This is a genomic window from Bradyrhizobium elkanii WSM2783 (assembly GCF_000472865.1).
Lineage (GTDB): Bacteria > Pseudomonadota > Alphaproteobacteria > Rhizobiales > Xanthobacteraceae > Bradyrhizobium > Bradyrhizobium elkanii_A.
Window position 1 is genome coordinate 29,236 of sequence record NZ_AXAP01000022.1, and the last position, 19,097, is coordinate 48,332.

Below are 19,097 nucleotides of genomic sequence, written 5' to 3' on the forward strand. Positions count from 1 at the left end.
TTCAACGAGCCTGATCCGCTGTTTCACGTGAAACAGGATGCCAGTCCTGTTCGTGTTCCACCGGACCCCTGCGCCGGGTGTTTCACGTGAAACAGTGCCGGAACGGGGCGAAGGTCGAGAACTCACGTCGAGAAGCGCGGCGCCGGTGCTGCGCGGTCGGATCGTCAGCTCAGGTTGAAGACGATACCCAAAGCGAGCAAGCCGAACGCCACGGAGGCCAGCGACAGCAACATGTCGATTGCGGCATCCGAGCCCTTAAGCCGGCTCTGCCAGGCCTGGGCCGATTCATTGGTCCACTTACGGAAGCCGCTATTAGTCGTCAGTGACGGTGGCAGTCGTTGATGGTTCCGCCAAGTCCGCCGCAGCAGATAAGGCAGCATCACGGCCATCAGCAGGAACAGATTGACGATTGCGAGAGGAAGTTCGGTGTCGTTCTGACGATCAAACAATATCCGGGCCGCCAGATCGAAGAAGGCAACGAGCCCGATAGCGGCCTTGTAGACCAGCGGATGGAATCCGGAAGGCCCTGTCCGGTGGGAGTTCCGTGCGCCCCGTTAGATGTTTTGCCATGACCCTTCTCCAGCATCTGCGAGGAGCGATCGGCCGCCAACGGTTCGGCAGCAAGATGGATAACCAGGACGGATAAGACGCAGTTTCGTTAAGCCTCGTTCATGATTTGCGCGACCTGAGGAGCGAGTATGGTGTCGTTTTCCGGATCGCTTCCCTGACTCAGTGGCCTACTGATCCAGCGACCTACTTCCCGACGCAGAATTCCCGAAAGATCACGTCGAGGATGTCCTCGACATCCACGCGGCCGAGAAGCCGTCCAAGACTATAGGCGGCCGCCCGGAGTTCCTCCGCGGCAAGTTCTTCGCCCGCCCCGACCACATCGATCGCCCGCCGCAACGATTCGGCCGTCTCTCGCAACAGCTTGCGCTGCCGCGTCCGGGTAATCAGACCGCCCTCGCCAGATCCGAAGCAGTCGTGCGCAAAGCCGACAAGGGCCGCGATCAGTTCCGGAATCCCTTCCCCGCTCCGAGCAGAGATCCTGAACGTGGCGCACGGTAGTTCCGATCCTTGTAGCTCCGACGCCGAAGCATCCAGATCGATCTTGTTACGCACCAACCAGACCGGCGCGGACCCGTCGTTTGAAGCTGCCGCGCTCGTCCTATCGGTGAGCCACAAAACCAGGTCGGCTTCTTCGGCGCGGGCACGGGCGCGGCGCACCCCCTCCTGCTCGATCGGATCGTCGGTCTCTCGGATTCCGGCGGTGTCGATCACCGTCACCGGGTAGCCGTCGAGATCGAGCTGCACTTCAATGACGTCGCGCGTCGTGCCGGCGTGCGGCGAGACGATCGCGACGTCGCGCCGCGCAAGCTGGTTGATCAGGGTCGACTTGCCGACATTAGGCGGACCCGCGATTGCGACCACCAAACCGTCGCGAAGTCGTTCGCTCTGCGCCTGGGCCGCCAGCACCTGCTGAATTTCGGTCAGCAGCGCTTTGACCTTCTTGAGCGCCGGCGCGATCAATTCCGCCGGCACGTCGCCTTCGTCGGAAAAATCGATACCAGCCTCTATCAATGCCGACGCCTCGATGATCTGTGCCCGCCAGTTGCGGGCACGATCGCCGAGCAGGCCCTTCAACTGTCGCAGCGCCTGGCGACGCTGCCGGTCGGTGTCGGCATGAATGAGGTCGTCGAGGCCCTCGGCCTCGGTCAGATCGAGCTTGCCGTTCTCGAAGGCGCGGCGGGTGAATTCGCCGGCTTCGGCAGGCCGAGCGTCGTCAACGCCAGCAAGCGCATTGAACACCGCGCCGAGCACCGCCCGCCCACCATGGACATGAAATTCGGCGACGTCCTCGCCCGTGGCACTCGCGGGCGCTGGGAACCAGAGGACCACCGCATCGTCGATCGGCTGGCCGGTGGCATCCTTCAGCAGCGTTCTGGTCGCCGTCCGCGCCGATGGAATCCTGCCGGCCAACTTCACCAATGCCGGACCGGCTTGCGGCCCCGACACCCGGACGATGGCGATCGCACTTGGCGGTCGCCCCGAGGAAAGCGCAAAGATGGTCTGGTCTCGCGGATGCATCGCCTATTTGTTAGCGAACGGCCGGGAAGGCAACGCACAATTCGCGCGTCTCATCGTTCGCGTCTACGCTGCATCGCAGCAATCAGCCAATCTTGCTGCAGCAATTGTGCAGCAATTTGCTACGAGATTGGAGGCGCCCCATCATCGGCAGATCCGCGAATGGAAGAAGTACAATAATTATCAAATACTTAGATGACGGAATTCTGGAACCATGCGGTTATGCTGCAGCTATACCGCAGCATAACCAGATATATTGCACCGCAACATAAGCGGACCTGTCGGCCGGCGCTTACGTGTTCATGGAATCGAAGAACTCAGAGTTGTTTTTCGTATTCCGGAGCTTGTCGAGCAGGAAGTCGATAGCGTCCATCGTGCCCATCGGATTGAGGATCCGGCGCAGCACGTACATTTTCTTCAGAACTTGCGGATCGGTGATCAGCTCTTCCTTGCGGGTGCCGGAGCGGGAGATGTCGATCGCCGGGAAGGTCCGCTTGTCGGAGACCTTGCGGTCGAGGATCAATTCGGAGTTACCGGTTCCCTTGAACTCTTCGAAGATCACTTCGTCCATGCGGCTGCCGGTATCGACCAGCGCGGTGGCGATAATGGTGAGCGAGCCGCCCTCCTCGATGTTGCGGGCGGCACCGAAGAAGCGCTTCGGCCGCTGCAGCGCATTGGCGTCGACACCGCCGGTCAGCACCTTGCCGGATGACGGCACCACCGTGTTGTAGGCGCGGCCCAGGCGCGTGATCGAGTCGAGCAGGATAACCACGTCGCGGCCATGCTCGACCAAGCGCTTGGCCTTCTCGATCACCATCTCGGCCACCTGGACGTGACGCACGGCCGGTTCGTCGAAGGTCGAGGACACCACCTCACCCTTCACCGAGCGCTGCATGTCGGTGACTTCTTCCGGACGCTCGTCGATCAGAAGCACGATCAGATAGCATTCGGGATGATTGTGCGTGATCGAATGCGCGATGTTCTGCATCAGCACGGTCTTACCCGTGCGCGGCGGCGCCACGATCAAGGCGCGCTGGCCCTTGCCGATCGGCGCAACGATGTCGATCACCCTTGCAGAAAGGTCTTTTCGCGTCGGGTCATCGATTTCCATCCGAAACCGCTGATTGGGAAACAGCGGCGTCAGGTTGTCGAAATTGACCTTGTGCTTGGACTTCTCAGGGTCCTCGAAATTGAGCGAGTTGACCTTCAGCAACGCAAAATAGCGCTCGCCCTCTTTCGGGCTGCGGATGTGGCCTTCGATCGTATCGCCGGTGCGCAGGCCGAAGCGGCGGATCTGCGAGGGCGAAACGTAGATGTCGTCGGGGCCCGGCAGATAATTGGCATCGGGCGAACGGAGGAAGCCGAAACCGTCCGACAACACCTCGACGACACCTTCACCGATAATGTCGGTTTCCTGGATAGCGAGCTGTTTGAGGATGGCGAACATCAGCTCCTGCTTGCGCATGGTGCTGGCGTTTTCGACCCCATTTTCCTCGGCAAACGAGACAAGCTCGGCCGGCGTCTTGGACTTGAGGTCTTGAAGTTTGATTTCCCGCATGGGGGTGGTCCTGTGGAGCATTTTTTAGAGAAGGATCTTGCGAGGTGGCTTTGAGAAAAAGCGGACGCAAAAATGAAGGTCCGCAGGTCTAAGCAAGGAAAGCGCCGGTGGGGCTTCAAACCTGATGTGGCGGCCGGCCCGTTGATGGAACCGGAACGCGATCACATCCGCCTGCGTGGGGTGGGATTGGGGCAAATATAGAAAATCGCTTTGCGCTCCGCAAGAAGGACTGAAGCCTGATTCCTGGGCAAACGGCTCCTCTAGAATGGCTTGACCACCACAAGAATGACGATGCCGATCATCAGGACAGTCGGCACCTCGTTGATAATCCGATAAAATTTCTGGCTTCGGGTATTCCGGTCGGCGGCAAAATCCTTCATCCAGCGGGCAAAAAATCCGTGGACGCCGGAGAGCACGAGCACCAGCAAGAGCTTGCCATGCAGCCAGCCGGAGCTGAACCAGTGACCAGTCCAGGCCAGATAGAGGCCAGCGAGCCAGGTAACGATCATGGCCGGATTGATGATCGCCCTTAGGAGGCGCCGTTCCATGATCTTGAAGGTCTCGGACTGCTTGGAGCCTTTCTCGGCCTCGCAGTGATAGACGAACAGACGTGGCAGATAGAGCATGCCGGCCATCCAGGAGATGACCGCAATGATGTGCAGCGCCTTGATCCACTCGTAGATCCCGTCTTGCATCGTGATCGCCGCGCTCCTGGAACATCTCGGGCAGCCTCGCCGTTTCAAAAGAGGGCCTGCCAGCGAGGTTACGGATACATATCCGCAAGCATCGCTCTCTTAAAACCAATTAATTTTAGAATCTTAGGTTTGAGTCTAAGTGACCGTGAATTTGACTCACGCAACGCGATCCCGCCGTTCTCGGGTGCTTGTTCACACCGCTCAACAATTCGGCCCGCGCTGTCGCGCAACGGAATATCGCCCAAGGCCTCAAGCGCTTGCGGCGTTCCTTGACCAGCTTATCAAGAGACAAATTCACATATTCTCACTATCATCCCACCGGCACGGCGGACTTGTCCTCGGGGGAGGCGCTGTGAAGAAAAGGTTTAGATATCCCTAAGGCGGCGATCTCAGCTGAAAAGTTGTAGGCAACCTCCACAGGGATTCACAGGATAGACAGAGGTTCTGGTGCCTACATCAGGCAATTACTTTCACCTGCATCTGGTGTCGGACTCAACCGGCGAGACGCTGATCACGGTGGCGCGCGCGGTGGCCGCGCAATACGCCAATGTCTCACCGGTCGAACACGTCTATCCGCTGGTGCGCAGCCAGAAGCAGCTCGACCGCGTGCTGGATGAAATCGAGGAATCGCCCGGGATCGTGCTGTTCACGCTGCTCGAGAAAGATCTCGTCAGCCGGCTGGAAGCCAAATGCAGGGAGATCAACGTCCCGAGCCTGTCGATCATTGGGCCGGTGATGCAGTTGTTCGAGGCGTATCTGGGTGCGGCCACTTCGGGTCGGGTCGGCGCGCAGCACGTGCTGAACGCGGAATATTTCAAGCGCATCGATGCGCTGAACTACACGATGATGCATGACGACGGCCAGCATGTCGAAGGCCTTGAGGAGGCTGATGTCGTTCTGGTCGGGGTGTCCCGCACCTCGAAGACGCCGACGTCGATCTATCTCGCCAACCGCGGCATCCGCACCGCAAATGTCCCGCTCGTACCCGGCATTCCGCTGCCGCATCAACTGGAGCACCTGAAGAAACCGCTGGTGGTCAGCCTCCATGCGACGCCGGAGCGCCTGATCCAGGTCCGGCAAAACCGGCTCTTGAGCATGGGCGCGGCGTCCGGCAATGACGAATATATCGACAGGCAGGCGGTTACCGATGAAGTCGCGTTCGCGCGCCGCCTGAGCGCCAAGTTCAACTGGGCGCTGCTGGACGTCACGCGACGTTCGATCGAGGAGACGGCCGCAGCGGTGATGAAACTCTATAATGACCGCCAGCGGCAGCGGCCGCTGGAGTGATTCGGTGGCGATGACGATCTGGCGCGGAAAAAGTCCGCTGATTCTCGCCTCCCAGAGCCGTGCGCGAAAAATGCTGCTGGCCAATGCGGGGATCGCGTTCGAGGCGATGCCGGCGGATATCGACGAACGGGCGATCCAGGAAAATTCAGGCCTTTCGGCGCCGGCGGAAATCGCGTTGCTGCTGGCGCGCGAAAAGGCCTTGTTCGTTTCCTCCGGGCGGCCGGGACGATTCGTCGTCGGCGCCGACCAGACCCTGGCGCTCGGCGATCGATTGTTCACCAAACCCGCTGGCCGCGATCAGGCGGCCGAACAATTGCGTGCGCTCGCGGGTCGGGTTCACGAACTGCATTCCGCCGTTGCCGTCGCCCAAGACGGCAAAATACTGTTTGCCGACACCAGCGTGGCACGCATGTCGATGCGCCCGCTTCGCGAGGACGAGATCACCGCCTATCTGGGCCAGGCCGGCGAGGCCGTGACCACCAGCGTTGGCGCCTATCAGCTCGAAAGCCTCGGGGTACATCTGTTCGAGCGCATCGACGGTGACCATTTCACCATCCTCGGCCTGCCGCTATTGTCGGTGTTAGCCTTCCTGCGCAGCGAGAATTTGCTGGCAATCTGACATGTTTCCGAGTGATGACTGAAAGATGCTGATCCTGGGACTGACCGGCTCGATCGGGATGGGGAAATCCACCACCGCGAAACTGTTCGCGGAAGCTGGCGTCCCCGTCTATGACGCCGACGCGACCGTGCACCAACTCTACGAAGGCGAAGCGGTGCCGGCGATCGAAGCTGCCTTCCCCGGCACCACCGCTGATGGCAAGGTGGATCGTGCAAAGCTCTCCGCGCGCGTGGTCCACGATCCAGCGGCGATGAAGCAGCTGGAGCAGATCGTCCACCCGATGCTCGGCGCGTCCCGGCAGAAATTCTTTGCGGATGCGGAAGCCACCGGCGCCCCCGTCGTGGTCGTCGACGTGCCGCTGCTGTTCGAGACCGGCGGAGAGAAGCGGGTCGATGCGGTGGTCGTCGTGACGACCTCGCCGGAAATACAGCGCGAGCGCGTGCTGGCACGGGGCACGATGGACGACGAGAAACTCGATGCGATTCTGGCGCGACAATTGCCCGATGCCGAGAAACGCAAGCGGGCGGATTTCGTGGTGGATACCTCACACGGCCTTGATCCCGTGCGCGCGCAAATCAAGGACATTCTGGCTGAGGTCGTTAAGATGCCGAGGCGGCGAATCTGATTCGCCTGGTATTCTGCGGTCCTAAAAATCCATGCGCGAAATCGTTCTCGATACCGAAACCACCGGCCTTGATCCGCTGCGCGGCGATCGGCTGGTCGAGATCGGTTGCGTCGAAATCTTCAACCGCATGCCGACCGGGCAAACCTACCACGTCTACATCAATCCCGAGCGGGACATGCCGGCCGAGGCTTTCGCCGTTCACGGCCTCTCGACCGAATTCCTGGCCAGCAAGCCGGTGTTCACCGAAGTTGTCGACGAATTCCTGGCGTTCATCGCCGACACTCCGCTGGTGATCCATAACGCCTCGTTCGACATCAGCTTCATCAATGCCGAACTCGATCGAATCAAGCGGCCGGTGATCGCCAAGGATCGGCTGGTCGACACCCTGCTCCTGGCACGCCGGAAACATCCGGGCGTGTCGAATCGGCTCGACGATCTCTGCTCGCGCTATTCGATCGATAATTCCCGCCGCACCAAGCACGGCGCGTTGCTCGATGCCGAGTTGCTGGCGGAGGTTTATGTCGACCTGATCGGGGCGCGGCAATCGCAGCTCATCCTCGCCTCGGAAGCCGAGATCACCCAGGTCGGCCATGGCGATATGCCGCGGCGGCAGCGCGAGATTCCGCTGGCGCCGCGGGTGACCGACGCGGAGCGCGAGGCACACCGCGCCTTCATCGCGACCCTCGGCGACAAGCCGATCTGGAACGAGTACCTGCCGGCGGCGGCCGAAGCCGCCGCGTAGATTCCTTAAGATCAGCTCGGTTTCACGCCGGGTGCCGGGGCGGCTTGTGTCGCTGCCTGCCGCTCCATGTTCTGGCGGTACAGGCCGACGAAATCGACGGGATCCAGCATCAAGGGCGGGAAGCCGCCATCGCGCACGGCGGTGGCGATGATCTCGCGCGCAAACGGGAACAACAGCCGCGGGCATTCGATCATCACCAGCGGGTGCAGGTTCTCCTGCGGCACATTCAGGATCCGGAACACGCCGGCATATTGCAGATCGAAGCTGAACATCACCTTGCCGGCACTCTCGGCCTTGCCTTCGACCGACAGCGTCACTTCATATTCGCTCTCGGCGAGATTCCTGGCCGAAACATTGATCTGGATATTGATCGCCGGTTGCTGCTCCTGCGGCCCGAGCGAGGCCGGCGCGTTCGGGTTCTCGAACGAGAGATCCTTGGTGTATTGCGCCAGCACGTTGAGCTGGGGCGGGGCCTGCTCGGGGGGTGCGCCGTTGCCGTTGGTCATGGGAAGCTCTCCTGAACACTGGCGATCGGAGACGGTCTGACGTCCGAAGCCGCAGTTAAGGTTTTGGAAATGCTGGTGCCGGGCGAGTGGCTATCATAGCCCCACACTGCACCACAAGGCGACAGTCCTTGATTGCCAAACCTTCGCCGATTTGGCGCCGAGATCGTCAATCGCGGCTGAAAGGCGGCACCATTTGCGCCCTAAATATTTGAAGATGCGTGATTTCCAGGCATCATCGGATTTCCCCTCGCGGCCAAAACGCGCTAGAATGGCCGCGCCAAAACGCGCCATTGGCCGAGCGGAGTTTCGTGCCTACATGCTGCGGACTCAATTGGCGAGGTAATCTCCGCCGTTTCCTGAGCGGAACGCCCGCTGGGGGCGGACCGTTGCCGGTGCAGATCAGAAAGCGAACACGACGTGGATATCTACACCATCATTTTCCTGGCGCTGGCCGTCTTCATTTTCCTGCGCCTGCGGAGTGTCCTCGGACAGCGCACCGGCAGCGAGCGGCCCCCCTATGACCGTGCGGCCCCGAATGTGCTGCAGCGGGACAATAATGTCGTCCCGATGCCGGGCTCGGTGATCGACCAGCCGCCTCCGCTGCCGAGCAAGGACGTGACGCCGCCGTCCGACCGCTGGAAGGGAATTGCGGAACCCGGTACGGCGCTGGCGCAGGGGCTGGACGCCATTGTCGCCCAGGACTCCTCGTTCGATCCACGCCATTTCATCTCGGGTGCGCGAAGCGCCTACGAGATGATCGTGCTGGCCTTTGCCAACGGCGATCGCCGCGCCTTGCGCGACCTGCTGTCGAGTGAGGTCTATGACAGCTTCGATGCCGCGATCAAGGATCGTGAGAAGCACGAGCAGAAGACCGAAACCCGCTTCGTCTCGATAGACAAGGCCGAGATTGTCAGCGCGGAAGCACGCGACCGTGCGGCACAGGTCACGGTCCGCTTTGTGTCGCAAATGATTTCCGTCACCCGCGACAAGGCCGGTACCATCGTCGACGGCAACCCGGAAAAGGTCGCCGATATCACCGATGTCTGGACATTCGCCCGCGATACGGCGTCGCGCGATCCGAACTGGAAACTGGTTGGCACTGGAAGCGCCCACTGATCGGCTTCGCCTTGCGCGTCTCACGGCCGCGTGCTGCGCAATCGCTCTTCTATGCTCAACGGCCGCGCTAGAAGCGCGCGCAAGGTCGCCAGCGAAGGCGACCAGGCATTCGGCCGTCCAGCACACCCGTCACCTCCCCTATCCGAACCTGGAGTTGCCGCTGCAGATCAGCAGCAGCCAGTATGAACCGCTGGCCTGGACCGACATGCCGGGCTGGAGCGATGACGATCACCTTGCGGCCTATAAGGCCTTTCGCGCGAGCTGCCGGCCGATCGCCGCCGAGCACGGGCTGCCCTCGGAATCGAAGGCGCTCGGCACCTCGTTGCGCGATCCCTGCCGCATCGCCAAGGGGCCGGAGCTCACCGACGAAGCCAAGGCGAAAGCCTTCTTCGAGGAGCATTTCCTGCCCTTGCGCATCTCGCGGCTCGGCGAGGGCGAGGGTTTCGTCACCGGCTATTACGAGCCAGTGCTGGATGGGTCGCGGACCCAGACCGACGTCTACAACGTGCCGGTCTACCGCCGGCCGTCGAACCTGTTCGTCCGCGGCGCCAAGCAGAGCTCGAGCGGCCTGCCGAACAAGGGCCAGGTGTTCCGCAAGATCGGCCGCCGCAAGCTCGTGCCCTACTATGATCGCGCCGAGATCGAGGACGGTGCGATCGCCGGCCGCGGCCTCGAGATCTGCTGGCTCAAGGAGCAGACCGATTTGCTATTCGCGCAGATCCAGGGCTCGGCGCGGGTGCGCTTCGAGGACGGCTCGACATTGCGCATCAACTATGATGCTCACAACGGCTATCCCTACACGCCGGTTGGCCGCATTTTGATCGACCGCGGCATCATCCCAAAAGAGCAGATGTCGATGCAGAAGATCAGGGACTGGATGGCGCAGAACCCTGACGGAGCCAAGGAATTGCGGCGGCAGAACCGCTCCTATGTCTTCTTCCGCGAGGTGCAGCTCTCCGACAAGGACGAGGCGGTCGGCGCGCAGGGCGTGCCGCTGACGCCGGGCCGCTCGATCGCGGTGGACAAGGCGCTGCACGTCTATGGCACGCCGTTCTTCATCGAGGGCGAATTGCCGATCGAGTCAGAGCAATCGAAGACGCCGTTCCGCCGCCTGATGATCGCGCAGGATACTGGCTCGGCGATCGTCGGCCCGGCCCGCGCAGACCTTTATTTCGGTGCCGGAGCCGATGCCGGAAAAGTGTCGGGCCGGCTGCGGCACAATATGCGCTTCGTGATGCTGGTGCCGAGGAGCCTCGATCCCGTCGCCCGCGGGCGCAAAATGCCGGTGCCGGATGAGCGGCCGTCGGAAAAGATCGCAAAGCTGTTTCCGCAAGTTGATCCGCAGAAGGAAAAGAGCGCGGCGAAGCCCGCGGATGCATCCGCGTCGACCAACGCGGTGCCGATGCCGGAGCCGCGGCCCGCCATCAAGACTGATGAGCCGCGGCGTCATCGGCACTACCGCCATTACCGCACCTACAGATGAAGCGTCCCGTTCCGATTGCAGATCCCGCGCCGCCGCGGCGAAGGCGCGCGCTCAGCGAAGAAGAGCGTGCGCTGTGGGAAAGCGTCGCGAAGCAGGTCAAGCCGCTGCGCAAACGCCAACCCGCTGTGAAGACGCATGCCGGACCCGAAGCGGAGACCAAGGCCGCCGCCAAAACTGCAGCGCCGGCGAAACCGATCCCAGTCAAATCAGCAGCGGCGCCGCGTCCGCAGACGCCGCCGCCACTGGCACCGATTGGCCGCCGCGAGCGCGCGCAACTGTCGCGCGGCAAGAAGGAGATCGATGCCCGGCTCGACCTGCACGGCATGACGCAGACGCGCGCGCATCGCGTGCTCCTCACGTTCCTGCAACGCGCGCATAGCGACGGGCTGACTTTTGTGCTCGTCATCACCGGCAAGGGCAAAGCCGGCGGCGGCGATTCCGAGCGTGGCGTGCTGCGCCGCCAGGTGCCGCAATGGCTGAGCCTGCCCGAATTCCGCGCGCTCGTCGTCGGTTTCGAGGAAGCCCATATCGGCCACGGCGGCGAGGGCGCGCTTTACGTGCGCGTGCGGCGCGCGAGGGTTTAGTCGATTCGTCATTGCGAGGAGCGAAGCGACGAAGCAATCCATCTCTCCGCAAGTGGAGAGATGGATTGCTTCGCTGCGCTCGCAATGACGGTTGGGCTTACAAAATAAACCGGCTCAAATCGGCGTTCTTGGCGAGGTCGCCGACATGCTTGCGGACATAATCGGCATCGACCGTGATGGTGTCGCCGTGGCGATCGGGCGCGGTGAAGGAGATTTCGTCCAGCACCCGCTCCATCACCGTCTGCAGCCGCCGCGCGCCGATATTCTCGACGGTGGAGTTGACGGCCACGGCGACGTCGGCGAGCTCGTCGATCGCGGAGTCGGTAATCTCGAGTTTCACGCCTTCGGTCTGCATCAGCGCGACATATTGCTTGATCAGCGACGCCTCAGGCTCGGTCAGGATGCGGCGCATGTCGTCGCGCGTCAGCGCCTGCAATTCGACGCGGATCGGCAGGCGCCCCTGCAGCTCCGGCAGCAGGTCAGAGGGTTTTGCGATATGGAATGCGCCGGAGGCGATGAACAGGATGTGATCGGTCTTCACCGGGCCGTGCTTGGTTGTAACAGTGGTGCCCTCGATCAGCGGCAGCAGGTCGCGCTGCACGCCTTCGCGCGAGACGTCGCCGCCGGCGCGATTTTCGCGCACGCAGATCTTGTCGATCTCGTCGAGGAACACGATGCCGTTGTTCTCGACCGCATTGATCGCTTCCTGCACCAGTTGGTCGGTGTCGAGCAGCTTGTCGGATTCCTCGTTGACGAGGATTTCGTGCGAGCCCGCCACCGTCAGACGCCGGGTCTTGGTGCGGCCACCCATCTTGCCGAAGATGTCGCCGATTGAAATCGCGCCCATCTGCGCGCCCGGCATGCCCGGAATCTCGAACATCGGGAAGCCGCCGGAGGACTGCGTCTCGATCTCGATCTCCTTGTCGTTCAATTCGCCGGCGCGCAATTTCTTGCGGAAGGATTCGCGCGTCGCCGGGCTCGAGCCCGGTCCGACCAGGGCGTCCAGCACGCGCTCCTCGGCGGCAAGTTGCGCCCGCGCCTGCACGTCCTTCCGCTTGCGCTCCCGGATCAGCGCAATCGCGACCTCGACGAGATCGCGCACGATCTGCTCGACATCGCGGCCGACATAACCGACCTCGGTGAATTTGGTGGCTTCGACCTTGAGGAACGGCGCGCCGGCAAGCTTTGCCAGTCGTCGCGCTATTTCCGTCTTGCCGACGCCGGTCGGCCCGATCATCAGAATGTTCTTCGGCAGCACTTCCTCGCGCAGGGAACCGGAAAGCTGCAGTCGCCGCCAGCGGTTACGCAAGGCAATGGAGACCGCACGCTTGGCGTCGGTCTGCCCGACGATGAAACGGTCGAGTTCGGAAACGATTTCGCGGGGGGAGAAGTCGGTCATGTCACCTAGCTAGGGGTTCAAGGCTGCGAGAGCAAGCTGAGGTTAGATCGCCGTCGGGCTGGAAATCATGTCGAGTTCGTAATCTGCGGTCATGCGTCACAGACCATCAGGAGCGCCGGGCCGTCGGGCGTGTGGATCATGCGGACTTTCTCAAATCCCGCCTTTTCATAGGCGCGCACGGCGCGAGCATTGTTCGGATCGGGATCGGTGACGATGCGCGGCGCGCCCTGCCCCAACCGCTCGATGACGAAGCGGCGGATTAATGCCGAGCCGTGTCCGCGCCCGATCATGTCGGGCTCGCCGATGAAGAGATCGATGCCGCGCGTGCCTTCGGGATGTGCTCCGAAGCCTTCATTCCAGGCCGTCAGCGCGTAGCACTGCAGGTAAGCGAAATCGTTGCCATCGGCGGAGATGATGAACTGGTCCATTGCCGGCTCATCGAGATCGCCACTCACCAGCGCATATTGCTCGGATGGATTGCCCCACCATTCCCGGACATGCGGTAGCGCCAGCCAGCGCTCGATCAGCGCAAGGTCGGCCGTCGTCATTTCCCGGAAGGTGTAGAGTCCCATGAGATCATGATCCGGTTGGGTTGAATCGGATCATGATCTCGTTTCTTTGTCTGAGCATGATCTCCGCGCAAACGCTTCGCGTTTGTCGCGAGGAAAACCGGTTCCCACTTTTCCGGATCATGCTTCAGCCGCCCAGCGTCTCGATCGTCACGTTACGGTTGGTATAGACGCAGATGTCGGCGGCGATATCGAGCGAGCGGCGCACGATCGCCTCGGCATCCTTGTCGCTGTCGATCAGGGCGCGCGCCGCGGCCAGCGCATAATTGCCGCCGGAGCCAATCGCCATGACGCCGGCCTCCGGCTCCAGCACGTCGCCGGTTCCGGTGAGGACGAGCGAGACGTCCTTGTCGGCCACGATCATCATCGCCTCCAGCCGCCGCAGATAGCGGTCGGTCCGCCAGTCCTTGGCCAGCTCCACAGCCGCCCGGGTCAATTGTCCCGGATATTGCTCGAGCTTGCTTTCCAGCCGCTCGAACAGCGTGAAGGCATCGGCGGTGGCGCCGGCAAAGCCGCCGATCACGTCGCCCTTGCCGATCCTGCGCACTTTCTTGGCGTTGGCCTTGATTACGGTCTGGCCGATCGAGACCTGTCCGTCGCCGCCGATCACCACCTTGCCGCCCTTGCGGACGGTGACGATCGTGGTGCCGTGCCAGACGGTCGGCTCGTTTGGGGATGCTTGCATGGGGTACCTCATTGTCCGAGCAGATTTAGGCGGTCGGCCAGTGGCTTACAATCGGGTCATTTGAGGCCGGTTTGGTCACCATGGCCGCAACTTGGCCGTTTTTGGTGTCATCCCGCAGTAGCGAAGGGGTCATCGGCCTGTTAAAAGACGCCCGTTTTTCGGCACGGGAAAGCTCAATTTTCATGCGCACGGCGACGATCAAGCGCAAGACCAAGGAGACCGACATCGAGGTGGCGGTCAACCTCGACGGGTCGGGTGTGTCCCAGGTTTCGACTGGGATCGGCTTCTTTGACCATATGCTCGACCTCCTGGCGCGGCATTCGCGCGTCGATATCACGGTCAGGGCCGAGGGCGATCTCCACGTCGATTACCACCACACCACCGAGGATGTCGGGATTGCTCTCGGACAGGCCGTGAAACAGGCGCTCGGCAACATGGCCGGCATCACCCGCTATGCCTCGATCCACATGCCGATGGACGAGACGCTGTCGCGCGTGGTGATCGACATTTCGGGCCGTCCGGTGCTGGTGTTCAAGGTCACCTTCCCCCGCGATAAGATCGGCGAGTTCGACACCGAGCTGGTGCGCGAATGGTTCAATGCGTTTGCGATGAACGCCGGCGTGACTTTGCACGTCGAGACCCTATATGGCGAGAACAGCCATCATATCGCCGAATCCTGTTTCAAGGGTCTTGCGAGAGCGCTTCGCGCGGCTGTCGCGATCGATCCGCAGGCCGCGGGCGAAGTGCCCTCCACCAAGGGCAAGCTCGGCGGCTGATCTTTCGGGCGTGGCCCGGAAAACTCGGTCCCGGCTTTCCCTCGCGACAAACGCGAAGCGTTTGCGCGGAGATCATGCCAAACCAAAACTTCGCGGCGGAGAGTTTTGATGCCGGTCTACACAGTGCATGCCCCCGTAGGGAACAATGCCGATCTTGCGGCGACTGACAGGTTCACCTTCGTGCGCGACGGCTTTCATTTCTGGGCGGCGGTTGCGAGCGTGATCTGGCTGGCCTGGCACCGGCTGTGGCTGGCGCTGATCGGCTGGGTCGTGTTGATGGCGGCGGTCGATTACGGCCTGGCAAAGCTCGGCATCGGCCGCGGCACGATCCTGGCCGTCGATGTCGTGCTGGCGCTGCTCTTGGGATTCGAGGCGGCAAGCCTGAAGCGCTGGACCTTGTCGCGCGGCAGATGGCGCCAGCTCGACATCATTGTGGCCGATGACGAGGAATCCGCCGAGCGCCGCTTTTTCGATCGCTGGACCGCAGCGCATCGCGGCGTCGTCAACGACCAATGGTCGGTCGACCGCGGTGGCCCGCCGCCGACGCGGAACAATCCGGGCCAACCGTTCTCCAAGCCGCCGCCGCTGCCGCAGGGCGGCATTATCGGGTTGTTTCCAGAGCCGGGAGGATCGCGATGACGGTTGCCATCATCGATTATGGCTCGGGCAACCTGCACTCCGCGGCGAAAGCGTTCGAGCGCGCCGCGCGCAGCATGGAAGATCCGCAGAAGATCATGGTGACGCGCGATCCCGATGCGGTGTTCCGCGCCGACCGCATCGTGCTGCCGGGCGTCGGCGCCTTCGCCGATTGCCGCAAAGGCCTCGATGCGCTCGACGGCATGCTCGAGGCCTTGACCGAAGCTGTGCGGGTCAAGGCGCGGCCGTTCTTCGGCATCTGCGTCGGCATGCAGTTGATGGCGACGCGCGGCAAGGAGCATGTGACGACCGACGGCTTCAACTGGGTCGCCGGCGACGTCGAGAAGATCCAGCCCCGCGAGGAGAACCTGAAGATCCCGCACATGGGCTGGAACACGCTCGAAGTGCTGCGCGAGCATCCCGTGCTGGAGCGCCTGCCCCTTGGGCCGGACGGCCGCCACGCTTACTTCGTGCACTCCTATCACCTTAACGCGGCCAATGAGCAGGACGTGCTGGCGCGCGCTGATTACGGCGGGCCGGTCACAGCCGTCGTTGCAAAAGACACCGCGATCGGCACACAGTTTCACCCCGAGAAGAGCCAGCGCTTCGGGCTGGCGCTGATCTCGAATTTCCTGAAGTGGAAGCCGTGATCCTCTTTCCTGCCATAGACCTCAAGAACGGACAGTGCGTGCGCCTGGAGCAGGGCGACATGGCGCGCGCCACCGTGTTCAATCTCGATCCGGCGGCGCAGGCGCGTGCCTTCGCTGCGCAGGGATTCGAATATCTGCATGTCGTCGATCTCGACGGCGCCTTTGCCGGCAAGCCGATGAATGCGCAGGCCGTCGAAGCGATGCTGAAGGCGGTGGCGATGCCGGTGCAGCTTGGCGGCGGCATCCGCGATCTCCGGACCGTGGAAGCCTGGCTCGACAAGGGCGTGGCGCGGGTCATCATCGGCACCGCGGCGGTACGTGACCCCGAGCTCGTCAGGGGCGCCGCGAAGAAGTATCCCGGCCGCGTCGCCGTCGGCCTCGACGCGCGCGACGGCAAGGTCGCGGTTCAGGGCTGGGCGGAGACCTCTGAGGTGACGGCGCTCGAGATCGCCCGGCGTTTCGAGGATGCCGGCGTTGCCGCGATCATCTTCACCGACATCGCCCGCGATGGTCTTTTGAAGGGCCTCAACCTCGAGGCCACGATCGCCCTTGCTGAGAGCATCTCGATCCCCGTGATCGCGTCCGGCGGCTTTGCTTCTATCGATGATGTGAAGGCATTGCTGGAGCCACGCGCCAAGAAACTCGCCGGCGCCATTGTTGGCCGCGCGCTCTATGACGGCCGACTCGATCCCGACGCCGCGCTAAAACTGATCCGCAGCGCCAGCGCCGCGGCTTAGGAGACGACATGTTCAAAGTCCGCGTCATTCCCTGTCTCGACGTCAAGGACGGCCGTGTGGTCAAGGGCGTCAATTTCGTCGATCTGCGCGACGCCGGCGATCCCGTGGAGGCGGCGATCGCCTATGACGCCGCCGGCGCCGACGAGCTCTGCTTCCTCGACATCACCGCGACCCATGAAAATCGCGGCACCATGCTGGACGTGGTACGGCGGACCGCCGAGGCCTGCTTCATGCCGCTCACCGTCGGCGGCGGCGTCCGCACCATCGACGACATCCGCACGCTCCTGCGCTCCGGTGCGGACAAGGTGTCGATCAATTCCGCGGCGGTCAGCCGTCGCGAATTCGTGAAAGAGGGTGCCGAAAAGTTCGGCGAGCAGTGCATCGTGGTCGCGATCGACGCCAAGCGGGTCAACCGTGCGGGCGGTTCCGACCGCTGGGAAATCTTCACCCATGGCGGGCGCAAGCCCACCGGCATCGAGGCGATCGAATATGCCCAGGAGGTGGTCTCGCTCGGCGCCGGCGAGATCCTGCTGACATCGATGGATCGGGACGGCACAAGGCAGGGCTTCGACCTTGAGCTGACGCAGGCGATCGCTGACAGTGTCCCCGTACCTGTCATCGCGTCCGGCGGGGTCGGCAATCTCGATCATCTCGTCGACGGGATCCGGAAGGGACACGCCACCGCGGTCCTGGCCGCGTCGATATTCCATTTCGGCGAATTTACCATTCGCCAAGCCAAGGAGCACATGGTGCGTGCAGGGCTGCCCATGCGTCTCGATCCCTAGGACTCGCCGTCACAAAAGTGCTAAGTCCCCTCCGGGGGAAATTGCCGGCGTCCGGCCGGTCTGGGTGCTTGAGTATGTCGCGTTTCACGGTCCACGATCTGGCCGCCATCATCGATGCCCGCGCAGCGTCGGGGGGAGAGGCGTCCTATACCAAGAAGCTGCTCGACAAGGGCGCACAGCATTGTGCCAAGAAGCTCGGCGAGGAAGCGGTCGAGACGGTGATCGCCGCGATCGAGAACGATCGCAATCATCTCATCGCCGAAAGTGCCGATCTGGTGTTTCACCTGCTGGTGCTGCTGAAGGCCCGCGGCGTGAAGCTCGAGGACGTCGAGGCGGCGCTGGCGCAGCGCACATCCATGTCCGGCTTGGAAGAGAAAGCGGCGCGCAAGCGCGACTAGGACATGATCCGGAAAAGTGGGCACCGGTTTTCCGAAAAGATCATGCCCAAGCAATAGTTCAGTTAGGGCACGGCCATGGATATTCAGGCACCCGACCAGCAATATAATCCGTACCGGATCTTCTCGCGCGAGCAATGGGCGAAATTGCGCGACGACACGCCGATGACGCTGGAGCCAGGCGAATTCGAGCGGCTACGCTCGATGCATGATCGGCTCGACATCCACGAGGTCGAGGACATCTATCTGCCGCTGTCGCGGCTGCTGTCGATCTATGTCGACTCCACGCAGCGGCTCTATTACGCGCAGCGGCAATTCCTCGGCATCCAGGACCGCAAGATGCCCTATATCATCGGCGTCGCGGGATCGGTCGCGGTCGGCAAGTCGACCACGGCTCGCGTGCTGCAGGCGCTGCTCGCGCGGTGGTCGCCGCGGCCCAAGGTCGATCTCGTCACAACAGACGGCTTCCTCTATCCCAACGCCGTGCTCGAGCGGCTGGGATTGATGCAGAAGAAGGGCTTTCCGGAAAGCTACGACCAGCAATTGCTGCTCTCGTTCGTGAGCGACATCAAGGCCGGGCGGCGGCCGGTGCGCGCGCCGGTTTATTCGCACCTGACCTACGACATCGTTCCGAACCAATTCATCGAGATCGATCGTCCCGACATCCTGATCGTCGAAGGTGTCAATGTGCTGCAGACAAGCCGCTTGCCGCGCGACGGCAAGGCGGTGCCGGTGGTTTCCGACTTCTTCGATTTCTCTGTCTATATCGATGCCGATGAGCCGGTGTTGCGCGAGTGGTACGTCAAGCGCTTCCTTGCCCTGCGCGATACCGCGTTCCACGACCCGCGCTCCTACTTCCACCGCTACGCCGTGCTGTCGGACGAAGAGGCCACCGCCACCGCGATCGCGATCTGGGAACGCACCAACCGCGCCAATCTCGAGGACAACATCCTGCCGACCCGTCCGCGTGCGACGCTGATCCTGAAGAAGGGTGCCGACCACGTGGTGGAAACAGTCGCACTGCGCAGGTTGTAACTCCTGTCGTCCCCGCGAAGGCGGGGACCCATAACCACAGGCAGTCGTTGTGGCGCGGTCAAGCGGTTGCAGCGGAGCACATCACAAAAGCCTGTGGTTATGGGTCCCGGGTCAAGCCCGGGACGACAGC

Annotated in this window: 23 protein-coding genes; 15 read left to right on the forward strand and 8 right to left on the reverse strand. The window is 62.4% G+C overall.

All coding sequences use genetic code 11. The features are described 5' to 3' along the window. Positions 1-164: 164 nt before the first annotated feature. Together YY7_RS0120030 and mnmE are read right to left on the reverse strand one after the other, a co-directional pair. Positions 165-449 (reverse strand): hypothetical protein, encoded by a 285-nt coding sequence (locus YY7_RS0120030; RefSeq protein ID WP_028164770.1) that lies wholly within the window; start codon positions 447-449, stop codon positions 165-167. 304 nt (positions 450-753) lie between these two features. After that, positions 754-2,088, reverse strand: coding sequence for a tRNA uridine-5-carboxymethylaminomethyl(34) synthesis GTPase MnmE (gene mnmE / locus YY7_RS0120035; protein ID WP_028164771.1), 1,335 nt, complete (start codon positions 2,086-2,088; stop codon positions 754-756). Between mnmE and YY7_RS61960 the strand changes: the two genes are divergently transcribed. Beyond that, a complete protein-coding gene (locus YY7_RS61960; protein ID WP_196237298.1) occupies positions 2,024-2,284 on the forward strand; it encodes a hypothetical protein in 261 nt (86 codons plus the stop codon). The genes mnmE and YY7_RS61960 overlap by 65 nt on opposite strands. Before the next feature lie 93 nt (positions 2,285-2,377). Here the strand turns inward: YY7_RS61960 and rho are convergent, their stop codons facing one another. Then, positions 2,378-3,643, reverse strand: a complete 1,266-nt coding sequence (gene rho, locus YY7_RS0120040; protein WP_027581395.1) for a transcription termination factor Rho — start codon at positions 3,641-3,643, stop codon at positions 2,378-2,380. A gap of 260 nt (positions 3,644-3,903) precedes the next feature. After that, positions 3,904-4,338 (reverse strand): protoporphyrinogen oxidase HemJ, encoded by a 435-nt coding sequence (hemJ, locus tag YY7_RS0120045; RefSeq protein ID WP_196237297.1) that lies wholly within the window; start codon positions 4,336-4,338, stop codon positions 3,904-3,906. A gap of 447 nt (positions 4,339-4,785) precedes the next feature. Here hemJ and YY7_RS0120050 point away from each other — a divergent pair, with 447 nt between their 5' ends. Genes YY7_RS0120050 through dnaQ form a run of 4 tightly spaced genes read left to right on the forward strand, consistent with a single transcriptional unit; the run spans position 4,786 to position 7,611 of the window. Beyond that, positions 4,786-5,625 (forward strand): pyruvate, water dikinase regulatory protein, encoded by an 840-nt coding sequence (locus YY7_RS0120050; protein ID WP_028164773.1) that lies wholly within the window; start codon positions 4,786-4,788, stop codon positions 5,623-5,625. A 10-nt stretch (positions 5,626-5,635) separates the two neighbouring features. Beyond that, positions 5,636-6,244 carry a Maf family protein gene (locus YY7_RS0120055; protein WP_028164774.1) on the forward strand — a complete coding sequence of 203 codons (609 nt, stop codon included), beginning with the start codon at positions 5,636-5,638 and terminating at the stop codon, positions 6,242-6,244. A gap of 25 nt (positions 6,245-6,269) precedes the next feature. After that, positions 6,270-6,869, forward strand: coding sequence for a dephospho-CoA kinase (gene coaE, locus YY7_RS0120060; RefSeq protein WP_028164775.1), 600 nt, complete (start codon positions 6,270-6,272; stop codon positions 6,867-6,869). 31 nt (positions 6,870-6,900) lie between these two features. Then, positions 6,901-7,611 (forward strand): DNA polymerase III subunit epsilon, encoded by a 711-nt coding sequence (gene dnaQ, locus YY7_RS0120065; protein WP_028164776.1) that lies wholly within the window; start codon positions 6,901-6,903, stop codon positions 7,609-7,611. An 11-nt stretch (positions 7,612-7,622) separates the two neighbouring features. Here dnaQ and secB read toward each other — a convergent pair whose 3' ends face one another. Continuing rightward, on the reverse strand, positions 7,623-8,117 hold the full coding sequence (gene secB, locus YY7_RS0120070) for a protein-export chaperone SecB (protein WP_028164777.1): 495 nt from the start codon (positions 8,115-8,117) through the stop codon (positions 7,623-7,625). Between the two features lie 417 nt (positions 8,118-8,534). Here secB and YY7_RS0120075 point away from each other — a divergent pair, with 417 nt between their 5' ends. Genes YY7_RS0120075 through YY7_RS0120085 form a run of 3 tightly spaced genes read left to right on the forward strand, consistent with a single transcriptional unit; the run spans position 8,535 to position 11,300 of the window. Next, on the forward strand, positions 8,535-9,233 hold the full coding sequence (locus tag YY7_RS0120075) for a Tim44/TimA family putative adaptor protein (RefSeq protein ID WP_028164778.1): 699 nt from the start codon (positions 8,535-8,537) through the stop codon (positions 9,231-9,233). Then, positions 9,157-10,716, forward strand: coding sequence for a murein transglycosylase A (gene mltA / locus YY7_RS0120080; protein ID WP_080663786.1), 1,560 nt, complete (start codon positions 9,157-9,159; stop codon positions 10,714-10,716). The genes YY7_RS0120075 and mltA overlap by 77 nt, the downstream gene beginning before the upstream one ends. Then, positions 10,713-11,300: a Smr/MutS family protein gene (locus tag YY7_RS0120085; protein ID WP_028164780.1), complete on the forward strand. Its 588-nt coding sequence runs from the start codon at positions 10,713-10,715 to the stop codon at positions 11,298-11,300. Before mltA ends, YY7_RS0120085 begins: the two co-directional genes overlap by 4 nt. Positions 11,301-11,397: 97 nt before the next feature. On the opposite strand, the gene hslU is transcribed toward YY7_RS0120085, so the two are convergent. From hslU to hslV, 3 genes are all read right to left on the reverse strand, one after another. Continuing rightward, positions 11,398-12,699 carry an ATP-dependent protease ATPase subunit HslU gene (gene hslU, locus YY7_RS0120090; RefSeq protein ID WP_028164781.1) on the reverse strand — a complete coding sequence of 434 codons (1,302 nt, stop codon included), beginning with the start codon at positions 12,697-12,699 and terminating at the stop codon, positions 11,398-11,400. A gap of 89 nt (positions 12,700-12,788) precedes the next feature. Further along, a complete protein-coding gene (locus YY7_RS0120095; RefSeq protein ID WP_028164782.1) occupies positions 12,789-13,271 on the reverse strand; it encodes a GNAT family N-acetyltransferase in 483 nt (160 codons plus the stop codon). A 124-nt stretch (positions 13,272-13,395) separates the two neighbouring features. Next, positions 13,396-13,953 (reverse strand): ATP-dependent protease subunit HslV, encoded by a 558-nt coding sequence (gene hslV, locus YY7_RS0120100; RefSeq protein ID WP_027581383.1) that lies wholly within the window; start codon positions 13,951-13,953, stop codon positions 13,396-13,398. Between the two features lie 182 nt (positions 13,954-14,135). Between hslV and hisB the strand changes: the two genes are divergently transcribed. From hisB to coaA, 7 genes are all read left to right on the forward strand, one after another. Beyond that, complete coding sequence (gene hisB, locus YY7_RS0120105; RefSeq protein ID WP_028164783.1) at positions 14,136-14,729, forward strand: imidazoleglycerol-phosphate dehydratase HisB; 594 nt, start codon at positions 14,136-14,138, stop codon at positions 14,727-14,729. A gap of 108 nt (positions 14,730-14,837) precedes the next feature. Then, positions 14,838-15,368, forward strand: coding sequence for a DUF2628 domain-containing protein (locus YY7_RS0120110; RefSeq protein ID WP_028164784.1), 531 nt, complete (start codon positions 14,838-14,840; stop codon positions 15,366-15,368). Continuing rightward, positions 15,365-16,015 (forward strand): imidazole glycerol phosphate synthase subunit HisH, encoded by a 651-nt coding sequence (gene hisH, locus YY7_RS0120115; RefSeq protein ID WP_028164785.1) that lies wholly within the window; start codon positions 15,365-15,367, stop codon positions 16,013-16,015. The genes YY7_RS0120110 and hisH overlap by 4 nt, the downstream gene beginning before the upstream one ends. Beyond that, positions 16,012-16,752 (forward strand): 1-(5-phosphoribosyl)-5-[(5-phosphoribosylamino)methylideneamino]imidazole-4-carboxamide isomerase, encoded by a 741-nt coding sequence (gene hisA, locus YY7_RS0120120; protein WP_028164786.1) that lies wholly within the window; start codon positions 16,012-16,014, stop codon positions 16,750-16,752. Before hisH ends, hisA begins: the two co-directional genes overlap by 4 nt. An 8-nt stretch (positions 16,753-16,760) precedes the next feature. Continuing rightward, positions 16,761-17,537 carry an imidazole glycerol phosphate synthase subunit HisF gene (hisF, locus tag YY7_RS0120125; protein ID WP_028164787.1) on the forward strand — a complete coding sequence of 259 codons (777 nt, stop codon included), beginning with the start codon at positions 16,761-16,763 and terminating at the stop codon, positions 17,535-17,537. Positions 17,538-17,611: 74 nt separating this feature from the next. Further along, positions 17,612-17,935, forward strand: a complete 324-nt coding sequence (locus YY7_RS0120130) for a phosphoribosyl-ATP diphosphatase (RefSeq protein ID WP_028164788.1) — start codon at positions 17,612-17,614, stop codon at positions 17,933-17,935. Between the two features lie 75 nt (positions 17,936-18,010). Continuing rightward, positions 18,011-18,967, forward strand: coding sequence for a type I pantothenate kinase (coaA, locus tag YY7_RS0120135; RefSeq protein ID WP_028164789.1), 957 nt, complete (start codon positions 18,011-18,013; stop codon positions 18,965-18,967). The last annotated feature ends 130 nt before the right edge of the window (positions 18,968-19,097 follow it).

What these genes read in the sequence shown, in the direction of transcription:
- hisB (WP_028164783.1), top strand. Translation starts at nt 14,136, where the DNA reads ATGCGCACGGCGACGATCAAGCGCAAGACCAAGGAGACCGACATCGAG.
- hslU (WP_028164781.1), bottom strand. Translation starts at nt 12,699, where the DNA reads ATGACCGACTTCTCCCCCCGCGAAATCGTTTCCGAACTCGACCGTTTC.
- rho (WP_027581395.1), bottom strand. Translation starts at nt 3,643, where the DNA reads ATGCGGGAAATCAAACTTCAAGACCTCAAGTCCAAGACGCCGGCCGAG.
- mnmE (WP_028164771.1), bottom strand. Translation starts at nt 2,088, where the DNA reads ATGCATCCGCGAGACCAGACCATCTTTGCGCTTTCCTCGGGGCGACCG.
- YY7_RS0120085 (WP_028164780.1), top strand. Translation starts at nt 10,713, where the DNA reads ATGAAGCGTCCCGTTCCGATTGCAGATCCCGCGCCGCCGCGGCGAAGG.
- YY7_RS0120095 (WP_028164782.1), bottom strand. Translation starts at nt 13,271, where the DNA reads ATGGGACTCTACACCTTCCGGGAAATGACGACGGCCGACCTTGCGCTG.
- coaE (WP_028164775.1), top strand. Translation starts at nt 6,270, where the DNA reads ATGCTGATCCTGGGACTGACCGGCTCGATCGGGATGGGGAAATCCACC.
- hslV (WP_027581383.1), bottom strand. Translation starts at nt 13,953, where the DNA reads ATGCAAGCATCCCCAAACGAGCCGACCGTCTGGCACGGCACCACGATC.
- hemJ (WP_196237297.1), bottom strand. Translation starts at nt 4,338, where the DNA reads ATGCAAGACGGGATCTACGAGTGGATCAAGGCGCTGCACATCATTGCG.
- hisH (WP_028164785.1), top strand. Translation starts at nt 15,365, where the DNA reads ATGACGGTTGCCATCATCGATTATGGCTCGGGCAACCTGCACTCCGCG.
- dnaQ (WP_028164776.1), top strand. Translation starts at nt 6,901, where the DNA reads ATGCGCGAAATCGTTCTCGATACCGAAACCACCGGCCTTGATCCGCTG.
- YY7_RS0120110 (WP_028164784.1), top strand. Translation starts at nt 14,838, where the DNA reads ATGCCGGTCTACACAGTGCATGCCCCCGTAGGGAACAATGCCGATCTT.
- mltA (WP_080663786.1), top strand. Translation starts at nt 9,157, where the DNA reads ATGTCTGGACATTCGCCCGCGATACGGCGTCGCGCGATCCGAACTGGA.
- YY7_RS0120130 (WP_028164788.1), top strand. Translation starts at nt 17,612, where the DNA reads ATGTCGCGTTTCACGGTCCACGATCTGGCCGCCATCATCGATGCCCGC.
- coaA (WP_028164789.1), top strand. Translation starts at nt 18,011, where the DNA reads ATGGATATTCAGGCACCCGACCAGCAATATAATCCGTACCGGATCTTC.
- secB (WP_028164777.1), bottom strand. Translation starts at nt 8,117, where the DNA reads ATGACCAACGGCAACGGCGCACCCCCCGAGCAGGCCCCGCCCCAGCTC.
- YY7_RS0120055 (WP_028164774.1), top strand. Translation starts at nt 5,636, where the DNA reads ATGACGATCTGGCGCGGAAAAAGTCCGCTGATTCTCGCCTCCCAGAGC.
- hisF (WP_028164787.1), top strand. Translation starts at nt 16,761, where the DNA reads ATGTTCAAAGTCCGCGTCATTCCCTGTCTCGACGTCAAGGACGGCCGT.
- YY7_RS61960 (WP_196237298.1), top strand. Translation starts at nt 2,024, where the DNA reads ATGGCGATCGCACTTGGCGGTCGCCCCGAGGAAAGCGCAAAGATGGTC.